Annotated in this window: 11 protein-coding genes; 9 read left to right on the forward strand and 2 right to left on the reverse strand. The window is 39.4% G+C overall.

Annotation, left to right across the window (positions count from 1 at the left end):
* Window positions 1–13: 13 nt before the first annotated feature.
* From AYJ08_RS17515 to AYJ08_RS17530, 4 genes are all read left to right on the forward strand, one after another.
* A complete protein-coding gene (locus AYJ08_RS17515; protein WP_064018797.1) occupies window positions 14–1708 on the forward strand; it encodes a M4 family metallopeptidase in 1695 nt (564 codons plus the stop codon).
* A gap of 180 nt (window positions 1709–1888) precedes the next feature.
* Window positions 1889–2698 (forward strand): alpha/beta fold hydrolase, encoded by an 810-nt coding sequence (locus AYJ08_RS17520; protein ID WP_064018798.1) that lies wholly within the window; start codon window positions 1889–1891, stop codon window positions 2696–2698.
* Window positions 2699–2798: 100 nt separating this feature from the next.
* The gene (locus tag AYJ08_RS17525; protein WP_064018799.1) at window positions 2799–4169 is read left to right on the forward strand and encodes a YjiH family protein; all 1371 of its coding nucleotides are present in this window, start codon (window positions 2799–2801) and stop codon (window positions 4167–4169) included.
* A gap of 114 nt (window positions 4170–4283) precedes the next feature.
* On the forward strand, window positions 4284–5918 hold the full coding sequence (locus AYJ08_RS17530) for a putative polysaccharide biosynthesis protein (RefSeq protein ID WP_064018800.1): 1635 nt from the start codon (window positions 4284–4286) through the stop codon (window positions 5916–5918).
* Between the two features lie 177 nt (window positions 5919–6095).
* On the opposite strand, the gene AYJ08_RS17535 is transcribed toward AYJ08_RS17530, so the two are convergent.
* Together AYJ08_RS17535 and AYJ08_RS17540 are read right to left on the reverse strand one after the other, a co-directional pair.
* Window positions 6096–6617 carry a type 1 glutamine amidotransferase domain-containing protein gene (locus AYJ08_RS17535; protein ID WP_003335329.1) on the reverse strand — a complete coding sequence of 174 codons (522 nt, stop codon included), beginning with the start codon at window positions 6615–6617 and terminating at the stop codon, window positions 6096–6098.
* Between the two features lie 513 nt (window positions 6618–7130).
* Window positions 7131–8063: a DMT family transporter gene (locus AYJ08_RS17540; RefSeq protein ID WP_064018820.1), complete on the reverse strand. Its 933-nt coding sequence runs from the start codon at window positions 8061–8063 to the stop codon at window positions 7131–7133.
* A gap of 202 nt (window positions 8064–8265) precedes the next feature.
* Here AYJ08_RS17540 and AYJ08_RS17545 point away from each other — a divergent pair, with 202 nt between their 5' ends.
* The 5 genes from AYJ08_RS17545 (at window position 8266) to AYJ08_RS17565 (ending at window position 13568) form a co-directional block, all read left to right on the forward strand.
* Entirely contained in the window at window positions 8266–9027 is a 762-nt protein-coding gene (locus AYJ08_RS17545) for a ParB N-terminal domain-containing protein (RefSeq protein WP_064018801.1), read from the forward strand.
* Window positions 9028–9061: 34 nt separating this feature from the next.
* The gene (locus tag AYJ08_RS17550) at window positions 9062–9943 is read left to right on the forward strand and encodes a formyltransferase family protein (RefSeq protein WP_064018802.1); all 882 of its coding nucleotides are present in this window, start codon (window positions 9062–9064) and stop codon (window positions 9941–9943) included.
* A complete protein-coding gene (gene sbnA, locus AYJ08_RS17555; protein WP_031411303.1) occupies window positions 9940–10926 on the forward strand; it encodes a 2,3-diaminopropionate biosynthesis protein SbnA in 987 nt (328 codons plus the stop codon). The genes AYJ08_RS17550 and sbnA overlap by 4 nt, the downstream gene beginning before the upstream one ends.
* A gap of 27 nt (window positions 10927–10953) precedes the next feature.
* Window positions 10954–11973 (forward strand): 2,3-diaminopropionate biosynthesis protein SbnB, encoded by a 1020-nt coding sequence (sbnB, locus tag AYJ08_RS17560; protein WP_064018803.1) that lies wholly within the window; start codon window positions 10954–10956, stop codon window positions 11971–11973.
* A gap of 170 nt (window positions 11974–12143) precedes the next feature.
* Window positions 12144–13568: a SpoVR family protein gene (locus AYJ08_RS17565; RefSeq protein ID WP_064018804.1), complete on the forward strand. Its 1425-nt coding sequence runs from the start codon at window positions 12144–12146 to the stop codon at window positions 13566–13568.
* The last annotated feature ends 195 nt before the right edge of the window (window positions 13569–13763 follow it).

Consider the following 13763-nt stretch of genomic DNA (forward strand, 5'->3'; position numbering starts at 1 on the left):
TGGAGGAATTATTTTGAAAAAACATCAGGTCTCATCTAGTATTATTGCTACTATTTTGTTAGGGTCAAGCTTATTGGGAGGCGGACTTCCAGCATTCGCAAAAAGTAATGTTATGTATAATAGCGACTGGGAAACTCCTTCTTACATGAGTGAGACATGGAAAGCACCTAAGAAAGTCAAAAAACAAGAGGTTGTTTGGAAATATTTATCCGACAAGAGTGATGTACTTAAAGTACAAGGCGAGGTAGAGAATCAGTTTGAATTGCTAAACGAAATAGAGGATCAAGAAACTGACACAACTCATTACCGTCTACGTGAGGTATATAAAGGGGTTCCAGTGTACGGCTCAGATCAGACTGTGCATCTAAATGAAGACGGGGATGTAACCTCCTTCTTTGGACAAGTAGTTCCTACAGAGTCTCTGAAAAAAGTAAAAACAAAGCCTAAATTAAAAGAAAAAGATGCGATTAAAGCTATCAAAAAAGATTTGAAGAAGGATGTAGGGGAAGTATCAGAATTTAGCGTTGAACCAGAGGCAGATTTATATATCTATCCTCAGGAGAATAAGGTTTCTTTGGCCTATATAACAGAGGTTACCTTCCTTGAACCAGAACCAGGCCGTTGGTTCTATGCAATCGATGCTCATAATGGAAAAGTCTTAGACAAATATAACATTATGGAGCATGTGACAAAGGCGCATAAGTCTAATATCAAAGTAGGAGAAGCTGTAGATTCAACTGCTGATGTTCGATCCTTGGATGGACAAGCAGATGAAGCTGGTTCAGCCGATCCAAAAGAATTAGGCACAGGTAAAGGGGTTTTAGGTGATACGAAAACATTCCCAACCACATATGCTAATGGGACCTATTCTTTGAAGGATACTACTCGCGGTAAAGGGGTCGAAACGTATACAGCGCGTAATGGCACCACTTATATGTACCCAGTAACAAGTACAAATAACAATTTCGACGATCCAGCCGCAGTCGATGCTCATGCTTATGCGGGCAAAGTGTACGACTACTATAAAAACACATTTAATCGTGATAGCTTTGATAATGCTGGCGCCAAGCTCAATTCTATCGTTCATTATTCTACAAACTATAACAATGCCTTCTGGGATGGCTCTGAGATGGTGTATGGCGATGGAGACGGCAAAAAATTCATCAGTTTATCGGGCGGCCTTGACGTAATTGCTCATGAATTAACTCATGCTGTAACAGAAAGAACAGCAGGCTTGATTTATAGAAATGAGTCAGGTGCATTGAATGAATCTATTTCGGACATTTTTGGTGCAATGGTAGATCGTGATGATTGGGAAATCGGTGAAGATATTTACACTCCTGATATTCCTGGGGATGCACTGCGCTCACTATCTGACCCAGCTAAATATAATCACCCTGACCATATGAGCAAAAAATATACAGGCACTAAAGATAATGGTGGCGTTCATACCAATAGCGGTATCAATAACAAAGCAGCCTACCTGATTTCTGAAGGTGGCACTCATTATGGAGTCACGGTTGAAGGAGTAGGACGCGAAGCAACTGAAAAAATTTACTATCGTGCATTAACTGTTTATCTAACGTCAACCTCTAACTTTGCTCAAATGCGTCAAGCAGCAATCAATGCAGCAACAGATTTATACGGTGCTGATTCCGCTGAAGTACAAGCAGTAAAAGATGCTTACAAAGCGGTTGGTATCAACTAAGCTATTATTTCCTTTCTTTGAAACGACAGATTCAAAAAACCTCGACCGAGAATATCTGGTCGAGGTTTTTTGAATGTGACGAGCTAGATGAAAAGTTTTTGAGGGAACAAAGCTGTCCTTCTTCTTAACGCTTTCAACATGACATACAAATGAATGATACAACAAAAGGGAGGGAACGGTATGGCTTGCATAGAGGTAGAAGAGGGTGTGCATATTTACGCAGATGATTTGTATCCAGAGGGCGAAAAAACAGTGGTATTTATTCATGGATGGCCAGTTAATCATCAGATGTATGAGTATCAGACCACCTGGCTACCAAACTATGGATACCGTTGTGTAGGGATAGATTTGCGCGGGTTTGGCGATTCGGATCGTCCTTGGCAAGGATATTGTTACGATCGACTAGCAGATGATATTCGCGTCATAATGGATGCGCTGTGTTTGGAAAATGTTACATTGGTTGGACATTCGATGGGGGGAGCAATTTCCATTCGCTATATGGCTCGACATAAAGGGTACCAGGTGGGAAAGCTGGCTTTGTTAGCAGCAGCAGCACCATCTTTTGTACAACGAAAAAATTATCCCTATGGAATGACCAAACGGCAAGTAGACGAATTAATTTATAAAACGTACACAGATCGGCCGGCTATGATGCGTGATTTTGGAAACATATTTTTCTACCAACCCGTTAGTGACGAGCTTCGTTTATGGTTTTGGGGGCTTGGCATGGCAGCTTCTAACCATGCTACAGCTATGACAGCTATGTCGTTACGAGATGAGGATTTACGTTCTGACTTAGCCAAGATACATGTACCTACGGGAATTTTTCATGGAAAGCATGATCAGGTATGCCCGTATGAATTTGCTTTGGCGATGCATCAAGGGATATACGGATCGCAATTGTTTTCATTTGAGCAGAGCGGGCACGGGATATTTTATGAGGAATTAGCTCTTTTTCAACAAAGATTTTTGTCTTTTTTAGAGTCCTAACATTTTTTATAGGTTGAGTAGCGTGAGCGAATGTATTAAGATGTATATCGTTGAATAATTATTTATTTGTATGCAATATGACAAACTTTTGAGGAGAGCCATGCAGACAGTTAAAAAAGAGACTTATTTTCATATAACTACATCTAAGCAGCTTATGCGCTTTTTAATACCTTCAATCATCGGGGTGTTATTATTTATTACCCCGGTTTCTATTGATGGACAGGTTACGATTCCAATAGCATTATTGTCCCAATTATTACAGGAGCAATTTGCGTTTATTTTACCACAGCTAGTAACCATTTTTATTAGTATGACTGCGCTTTTGAGCTTGTGGGCCAAGCTATTTCGTCCAGCGGCTTTGACTACTAAAACCTCTTTTTGGACGGTTTTATGCCGAGTTTCTCCATTTTGGCTTGTGATGCGAGTGGTTGGAATGCTTTTGGCTATTTGCACATTATTTCAAATAGGACCAGAATGGATTTGGTCTGAAAGCACTGGTGGTATGCTTTTATACAAATTGTTGCCGTTACTAGTTACCGTGTTTTTATTCGCTGGCCTATTCATGCCTCTTTTAATGAATTTTGGGCTATTAGAATTTTGTGGTACGTTATGTTTGAAAGTAATGCGACCTTTATTCAAGCTACCCGGACGATCCTCTGTCAATTGCATTACTTCCTGGCTTGGGGATGGGACAATCGGAGTATTGCTGACTAGCAAGCAATATGAGCAGGGGTTTTATACAAAACGTGAGGCTGCAGTTATTAGTACAACATTTTCAGCGGTATCGATTACGTTTTGCTTTGTTGTGTTATCTCAAGTAAATCTTGCGCATATGTTTGTACCGTTTTATCTGACCGTTACTTTTGCAGGACTCATTGCGGCTATTATTATGCCTCGCATACCGCCATTGTCTCGTAAAGCCGATACGTATCATGAAGGGGTAGTGCCGCATAAAGAGGATGAGGAACAAGAACAATCGTTAGTACGAAAGGGATTGAGACTAGCTGTAACGCGAGCTGAACAAAATAACAGCATCTTTGCTTTTTTAAGAGAAGGCTCACATAATGTATTAGATTTGTGGCTCGGTGTTACACCAATCATTATGGCTGTCGGAACCATTGCGCTGATCATTGCGGACCAAACTCCTATTTTCGCATGGCTAGGCTTGCCATTTACTCCTTTGCTAGAGTTATTGCAAATACCTGAAGCGCAAGCAGCTTCGCAGACATTAGTTGCTGGTTTTGCTGATATGTTCCTGCCAACAGTACTTGCCAGTGGTATTCAAAGTGAGCTGACTAGATTTGTGATTGCTTGCATTTCAGTTACTCAACTGATCTATATGTCTGAGGTAGGTGGTCTGTTACTAGGTTCCAGATTGCCTGTTACGATCAAAGATCTCCTCCTGATTTTTCTATTACGGACCTTAATTACATTACCGATTATTGCTGGTATAGCACATATGTTGTTTTAAATTATGATAAGTTAGCGATGGTTCCATAAGAATCATCGCTTTTTTACTGCTCCTTGTTGAGAATTTGATATAATACCCAATAGACTTGCTATTTAGATAGAAAGGATAAAGCATATGAACAATACGGCCAAAGGAGCCAATCATTTTATAAAGGCAGCAGCGATTCTGGCGATTGCAGGGTTAATTTCAAAGGTTTTAGGTGCTGCCTATAAAATTCCTTATCAAAACATTACAGGGGACATCGGTATGCATGTGTACGGTACCGTGTATCCGCTCTACACCACTCTAATTGCATTAGCTACAGCGGGCTTCCCTCTAGCCATCTCCAAAATGATTGCAGATCGTTATGCAGTAGGAGATAGCAAGGGTGTGCAACAAATTTTTCGGATTTCATCACTTACTTTGGGGATTTTAGGGGTTGTTTTCTTTTTATTAACCTTTATCACTGCGCCAATGCTTGCGAATTTGATCGGCGACCCTAATTTGACCAATCCGCTTCGAGCTATTTCAGTTTCATTGGTATTGGTGCCGTTAATAGCTAACACACGCGGGTATTTCCAAGGTCACCAAAACATGCTACCAACGGCTGTATCCCAGGTGACAGAGCAATTCTTCCGGGTCATTATTATCATTGTGGGAGCCTATATTGTGATGAAGCTCTATGATGATCCTTACTTTGCCGGTACAATTGCCGTGTTTGCAGCAACCCCAGGCGCCATTATTGCGCTGTTGGTATTAGGCTATTTCTATCGAAAACAAAAACGTGCAATACTAGCTCTACCAAATCAAGCAGAAGATCAGGCGGTAAGCTTATCAGATGGAGCGGTTTTTAAACGGATTATCATGTATGCGATCCCAATCTGTTTAGCTTCACTGGTATTACCGTTAATACCACTTGCCGATAGCTTTACAATCATTAATATGCTGGTGTACACCGGAATGGATAACGAGACGGCTATCCTATTAAAAGGTGCCTTTGATCGCTCTCAGCCATTATTGCAGTTTGGAACATTCTTTGCTACGTCTCTATCACTTGCTATTGTTCCATCAATCAGTGAAGCCATTGTTCGAAAACAGAACGATCTTATCCACTATCGCACACAAACAGCAATTCGGCTGACCTTTCTCTTAGGAGCGGCTGCTACAATAGGCTTGGCTATCTTAGCAAAACCAATTAATATTATGCTATTTGGCGATGAAAATGGAACGCTGGCACTTGCCGTCAATGCTTTTGCCATTCTTTTCTCGACGCTTGGCATCGTGTCTTCAGGTATCCTGCAAGGGATGGGAAAGGTGAATTTGCCACCTAAGTACTTATTAATTGGGGTACTTGTAAAATTTGTAGCTAACTTGATTTTATTGCCTCTTCTGGGCATTGCAGGGGCAGCGATCGGCACGGTGCTTGCTTATCTAATCTCAACGGTTTTAAATCTACGCGCTATTGGAAGATTAACACAGGTGACTCAGCAGGATAAGCAGAAATATGGTCGATCGGTGCTGGCTGTATTAATGATGGGAATCATTGTGGCTGTTGTTGCCTTTGGACTTATGGCGGTATTACCTGCTGTAATTGGGAAGGGACGTCTGTTGTATACGATCGTATCCCTTGCTTCTGTAGGGTTAGGAGTTCTTGTCTATGGAATTTCACTGATTAAATTTGGCGGAATTACAAGAGATGATATTCAATTTTTGCCTAAGTCAGGCAAGATTTTAGCGTTGTTGCAGAAGATGAGATTGCTAGAGAAATAAGTAGGAACTAGCAAAAAACTAGATGAATTAAAAACCAGCAAAGGATACGTTCCTTGCTGGTTTTTTTGTGGGCACTTGGAGAGGAAGCTTCCCACAGCCCTTCAAAAAAGCGGAGATAGGAATCACATCCTATTTCCGCTTTTACGTTTTAGAAGATGTTATAGATAGGACTACCCGCTATTTTGCTAATAGATCAGCAAATGCTTTGGCATAAGCAGGTAGGTCTGGCGGGCGACGAGACCCTACGATGTGTCCATCCACAACTACCTCTTCGTCAACCCAAATGGCCCCGGCATTTTCAATATCATCCTTGATCCCTGGTGTAGAAGTAGTCGTTACACCCTTGAGAATTTTGGCTGAGATTAATACCCATCCTGCATGGCAAATGTGACCAATTGGCTTTTTGGCCTGATCCATTTGCTGAATGAAGGAAATGATCTCTGGATAACGACGCAATTTATCTGGTGCCCAGCCTCCTGGCACGAGTACAGCATCATAGTCTGATGCCTTCACCTCGGAGATTGATTTATCAGAGGTGCAAGGAACACCGTATTTACCTATATATTTTTTATTCGCTTCTGGTCCTACTAAATGAACAGTAGCCCCTTCTTCACGTAATCGATAAACGGGATACCATAGTTCTAAGTCTTCAAATTCATCTTCCACATAACATACTACTTGTTTACCCTGTAAGCGCATGATTGCCCTCCTTGTATTTCCTAAATCATGTTCTTTTCCTATTGTAACCGTTTCTGGTCGCTGCGACTCGTTTTAATGTGCTCTAGCCTTGCTTCTTATCAAGAATAACCTCGTTCTAATCTGATTAAACAAGTCGTATAAATCAGGAGAAGGGGAGCGTTAGCTTGTGACAAAAGAAAGGATGACAAGATGCTTTAAACGGAATTTATTGTGGATGTGGTTTTACTTGGATGTGTGATTTTTGTAGTTGGAGCCTTTTTTATCATAACAAGTGACCAGAGAAGAGAAGAACAAAAAAAGAAACATCCTGAGCAATAAGTAAACATTTTTCACTTTTCGAATGGATTTTCTGGGATTAAATAAAATGTGATTCGCTATTAATTTAATGGATTCTTACAATCAAACAGCACATATTCCTAACGTATTGCGAGGAGATGTGCTGTTTATGTTTGTAAATAACTAGACAAAACATAGAGTTCGATGAAACTGTTTTCATAGAGAGGCTGTGTTTTTTTAGCCTTCAATTATAGTAGATGGTTTTTCTGAAGAAGAGGGCTTTTGGCTTAACAGGAAAACCATGATGAGAACAGATAAGGTCCCTACAGATTGGAAGAATCCAAATGGAACTTGTAAAAATAAAACGGACGTAATAATAGCAGCCAGCGGCTCTGTACACCCTAGTAAGCTTGTTTCTTTTGGAGTAATATATCTGATGCTCTCCAGATAGAGATAAAAAGCAATTAATGTACCAAAAATAACAACAAATCCTATTAACAAAAAAGCTTCTAATGTTAAATTATCAATGCGTGTTAGTAATATCATTTCTTTCGTGGAGATAAAGTGTAATAAGATTAACCCAATTCCACCGATAATCATACCCCAGCCAACTACTATAGAAGAAGCCCATTTTTGCAATAAGCCCTTTGAATAAAGTGTATAGAATGCCAAGGATAAGCCAGATAAAACGCCCCAAATAATTGCCGGCATGGGCACTGTTAAATTATCGGTTGATCCATTGGTGAGCAATAAAAAGGTTCCTAATAAGGCTAAAAAAATAGAAACAGCATCAATTTTAGTTGGAATATTTTTACATTTTATAATAAGATAGAGAGTGATAAAGATAGGCGCTAAGTACTGTAATAAGGTTGCTACAGCCGCATTTCCCTCGTTAATCGAGGCAAAATAGGTGTACTGAACTCCTAACATGCCTAATATCCCGAACAAAAGTATTTTGATTGATTCGCTTTTATGCTTCCATATACCAAATATTTGATATCTATTGGGACTACACGATGAAAGGAGCAACAGGATAATACCTGAAATCAATAGTCGGACTGTAACGAGCCATTCTGTAGAAATGTTTAGCTGTTGGAAAAGCTGTTGAGCAACGGTACCTGATACCCCCCATAAACCAGCACCTGTAATTACCATTATCATTCCTTTCATACGATTCCCAGCTACTACTTTCAAAACAAAACCTCCTTTTTACAAAATATCCATAAACTGCAAATATATAATGAAATATATCATGAGTGATGTTAAAATGAAATGGGTTAAAAAGATTATAAATATTTTAAAATTTTTATAGGTATGTTTCGTATCAATAGGTAACTGACCATTCTCATTTAGCTGTAAAGGAGGAAATAATGTGTTATCTGAGCTACGAGTAGTACCAATTAATCAAGTATTTTTACATGAAGAATACGAAGTAGAGAGGCTAAAAAAACTTTGCAGCAAAATTAAAAATGAGCAAAAGGTAAAAAATCCTCCTATTGCTTTGCAACTTGAACATGACAAATATTTGATTCTTGATGGAGCTCATCGCACATTATCTTTACAAAGATTAAATTGCAAACGAATTGTGATACAAGTGGTGAATTTAGAGTATCTTTCCATAGATGCCTGGGCCCATCATCTTGTAGATGCTGAGAATCTTATCGAGGAATTGCTACAGAACCCGGACTTATTATGGCGGAAGGAGAAATATGCTGTAGATCCGATTGCAACGCTATTCGTTAGGAATGAGAAACACTATGTATACACTGCCGCAGATTTTTACATGGATGTAAAAAAAAGAATTACGATTTGGAAGGAGATTGTTAATTCTTATTCCAGTAAATATAAATTTGATCGTATAACAGCAGAGCAATTGCCTGTTGACCGAGGCATTGTCTTTCAATACCCTGCTTTTCATATTGATCAGATTAAAAATATAGTTGATGAAGGCCTTCTTTTACCAGCAGGTGTAACAAAATTTACCCTTACTTGCGGGCGAATTTTGAATTTGAACATCCCGCTTAGTTTTTTGATTCGAGAAGATTACGTAGAAGAGGATTGGCTTGAATTGCTGGCATTATGGAGAGCTTCTATTAGGCTTTATACTGATCCGGTTTTTTTATGTGAAATTTAGGTTGGGAAAGGTAAAAAAGAGGAGGAGACTTTAGATGGAGATGAAAAAGGCTAAAGCTCATCTATTACTGACAGAGGCAAGTTTTCACGCTGTATATTTAATCAGAGATTGGTATGAAAGCTTTAAAGATACAACTTCATTCAAGGGCATTGTTATCAGAGATAATCAGGGTAACAGTGAACAAAAGGTGCAATTCCACCGTACATTCTCTGGTAAAAAACAACTTACAGAGAATGAATACAGTGAACTTCTTTCGCTATACGGAACCATCAGTGAAGCAGAAAAAAGCATGATTTCGTTATATGGAATCCCCTCCTATCCTGCTGATGTGGTTGGGCATATCCATTATAGTGGACCCAATTTGAATCACCCTGACATGGAAGAATTTATCAGTAGTTTGACCAAGGAATATGATCTTACTGTATATATTTTCTTGGATCAGATTTTAAACCCCTGGTGGATTGAGTATACAGAAGGAAACATTATTAATGCTCATTCAGCAGTTCTTCCGTATGCGAGAGGAATGTATGCCATCGAAAATATGGCTGTGAAAGGTAACCAGAATGACTTTCAAAGAGCCGCTGGAGCATCCATACATTATGTGGATAACGGAATCGATACAGGGCCAATTATCAGAGCGGTAAGAATAAAGGACCCTTTTCGTTATGAATCCATTTGGGAAGTGAAAGCTGCATCCTATCGATTAGCTTTTGAACTTTTAGTCAATCAGGCGAGGGCGGAATTTGAAAATCCTGAGTTGCAATATGTGGGAGTTAAGAGCGATAAAAACGACTTGGGAGAAAATTTTTTAAGTAAAAATTTTGATGAGGATAAAAAGAAGGTAGCCCAAGAGCAATTTCTATCAATGAAAAAGTCTCAAATGTCATTTAAACAAGCATGGGAGGCGAGAACATGATTTATGAAAATGCTTTAGAATTAATAGGGAATACGCCAGTGGTGAAGCTTAAGCATTTAGTTCAGAGTGAAAATAGTGAATTATTCGTAAAATTAGAAGGCTTTAATCCTGGGGGAAGCTCAAAAGATAGGGTTGCCAAGCGCATAATTGAGTTTGCTGAAAAAAACGGGCAACTAAAGCCCAATGGAACAATTGTTGAATCCTCATCAGGCAATCTGGCTATAGGATTAGCTATGGTAGCGAAGATGAAGGGCTATAAAATGATATGTGTAGTAGACCCTAAAATTAGCAAGGTTAATTTAAACCTGATTAAAGCATTTGGGGCACAGGTTCATATGGTAGAAAAGGCAGATGAGCATGGAAACTATTTAAAAACACGGTTGGCCACGGCTCAATTATTAGAAAGTACGATAGAGGGGGCTTATTGGCCCAATCAATACAACAATCCAGAGAATCCTAGAGCGTATATGGAGTCATTAGCCCGTGAAATTCACAGTGATTTTCAGGATACACTGGATTGGATTGTTTGCCCGGTTGGCACAGCAGGATTAATTACAGGAGTGGCAACAGAAATGAAAAAATTAAGCCCCTCTGTGAAAATTTTAGCTGTAGACGCCGTAGGATCGGTTATCTTTGGCGGGCAACCAGGTCCACGAAGGTTGCTGGGGATTGGCAATGCTATTGTTCCAGGGAATTTAGATAAAAGCTTGTATGATGATGTAAGCTATGTAAATGATGCAGATGCGTTCTATATCACAAGGCAATTGGTACTGCAGGAAGGATTACTCGTTGGAGGGTCATCAGGGGCAGCAGTTTGTGCAGCCCTGCGTTTACTCGATGATTTACCTGAAGGACAAAGAGTCTTAGCCATTTTGCCTGACAGAGGAGATAGATACTATAGCACCATTTTTTCAGATGAATGGATGAGCCAACATGACATTACACTGCCTACCTCCATTTATAAATCTGTTTCGATTAAATAAAGCGACAGCGATAAAGGAGTGGTTATGATGTTAGTGGAAACGAAGCCGGAATTAATTTATCTGAACAAGCAAGATATTATCAACGTAGGTGGCTATAAGTCGCAGATATACGTACAGGCTATAAAACAAGCTCTTACCCTACATTCAGAAAAGAACTTCAGTCAGCCCCTAAAACCGTATCTCAAAACCAATAAAAAAGATGAGCATATCGCAGATAGAATCATAGCTATGCCGGCCTACTTGGGGGAGCCTGCCATCTCGGGCATCAAGTGGATCGGAAGTAAATTTTCCAATCCTACGAAAAAGAATTTGGAAAGAGCAAGCGCTTTGATTATTTTAAATGATCCTGAAACAAACTTTCCCATCGCGATTTTGGAGGGCAGTGTTATCAGTGCTATGAGAACTGCGGCAGTAACAGTAGTAGCCACTGAATACTTGGCTAAAAAAGACTTCCAGCATCTATCCGTTATAGGTTGTGGATTAATTGCTAAGATGCAAATAAATTCTTTATTAGAGCAGTTTGACCATATTAAGAATGTTCACTTGTTTGATTTAGATTTACAAAAGGCTAAAATGTTTGGCAAGGAGATGCAGCAGCGCTTTAGTCATGTTGTATTTCAGATTCATCACTCAGCTCAAAGTGCAGTAGAGAATGCTGAAGTTCTCGTCACGTGCACCGTCACAGACCAACCTTATATTAAAGCAGACTGGATCCAGAAAGGAACATTTGTCAGTAACATTTCTATTATGGACTTGGAGAAGGAAGCTTTTTTACGGGCGGATAAAGTGGTGGTTGATGACTGGGATCAATCCAATCGTGAGAAAAAAATTATTAATCAGTTAGTAGTAGAAGGCAAATTTTCAAAGGAAATGCTTCATGCAGAGCTAGGGGATATTATCACCAATAAAAAAGCTGGCCGAGAAACCGATGATGAGATTATTATTTTAAATCCGATGGGGATGGCTATAGAAGATATCTCGTGCGCTTATGAAATTTATAGAAAAGCACGACAAGAAGGAGTAGGTACAATATTGAGCTTGTATTAAAGGGAAGTAAATAAGCAAGCAGTAGGCTATACGATAAAAAGTGGTTTTGTAGCGATAAAAAAGCACATGGTTTGGCACTAATAGCCAAACTAAGTGCTTTTTTTATTTACCTTATTTCTTTTCCACATTTTACATATACATGATGTAGAGGTGAAAAGGAGGGATTGTGGATGAACCAGGAGGAACAACGTCAACTAGAATATGCAATTGATGAAATAACAGAAATTGCCAAAGGGTTTGGCTTAGATTTTTATCCTATGCGGTATGAGATATGTCCTGCGGAGATTATTTATACGTTTGGGGCCTATGGCATGCCGACTAGATATTCGCATTGGTCGTTTGGTAAAAACTTCTTCAAAATGAAGCTTCAATATGACTTAAACCTTAGTAAAATTTATGAGTTAGTGATTAACTCTAATCCATGCTATGCCTTTTTATTAGACGGAAACAGCTTGGTCCAAAATAAATTAATTGTGGCACATGTACTGGCTCACTGCGATTTCTTCAAGAATAATGTACGTTTTAGCAATACGAATCGCAATATGGTAGAAAGCATGGCAGCTAGTGCTGATCGTATTCGGGAGTACGAAATTGCCTATGGGAAAGAGAGAGTGGAGGAATTATTGGACGCTTGCATTGGGGTTCAAGAGCATATTGATCCACGACTGATCCAGCCCAAAAAAGAAAGAACAAAGTTATATGCGGAAAAGACGGATACTCCTAAGACTTATAAGCCTAGCTCACCATATGATGATTTGTGGAAGCTTGATCAAGATGCTCCGATAACAGATACGGCATCTAATCAGCCTCAACGATTTCCCGCGCAGCCGGAGAAAGATTTACTCTGGTTTATTCAGGAATATAGCCCATATTTGGCACCATGGCAGCGTGATATCATGACCATTATACGTGATGAAATGTTATATTTTTGGCCACAAATGGAAACGAAGATTATGAATGAAGGCTGGGCTTCCTTTTGGCATTGCCGGATTCTTCGCGAAATGGACTTAACGGAGGCGGAAACAATTGAGTTTGCTAAGCTGCATTCCTCGGTTATACAGCCATCTACGACTAGTATTAATCCGTATCATTTAGGGTTGAAAATGTTTGAAGATATTGAAATGCGTTATAATAATCCTACGAAAGAAGAACAGGAGCGTTTCGGTCGCAAACCAAATCAGGGAATGGAAAAAATCTTTGAGGTGCGCGAATTAGAGGGAGATATTTCTTTTATCCGTAACTATCTTACAGAGGATCTTGTAAGGCGATTGGATATGTATACTTTTGGAAAGCAGGGGAGTGACTGGGTGATCACACAGAAGCAATGGGAGCTGGTGCGTGATCAATTGGTACTTTCACGTGTAAATGGTGGATTCCCCTACTTGATCGTCCAAGATGGTGACTATCTGCGTAGCGGAGAATTGTATATCAAGCATCTATACGAGGGATTAGAGCTAGATGTGAAATACATTGAGAAAACCTTACCGTATGTTTATACATTATGGGGCAAAAACGTACACATTGAGACTACATTGGATGATCGGGCTGTGGCTTTTAGCTATGATGGGAAAAAGGTACAACGGAAATTTTTATAGAATATAGCTAATCTGTTCGGTTAAATCAGATCAGGGTATGTACATCTCGAATCATCTGCATGGATGATACGGGATGTTTTTTGTTTGCTTGGACTATTCGCGAAATCCTCTCTATTACTGACAATTTGCTAATCTTTTTTGGATAACAATATTACATATCTGTGAAGTTTAGTATAATAGCTAAAATGGCGTAAA

Source organism: Brevibacillus sp. SKDU10, assembly GCF_001645205.1.
In the GTDB taxonomy this organism is placed as follows: Bacteria; Bacillota; Bacilli; order Brevibacillales; family Brevibacillaceae; genus Brevibacillus_B; species Brevibacillus_B halotolerans.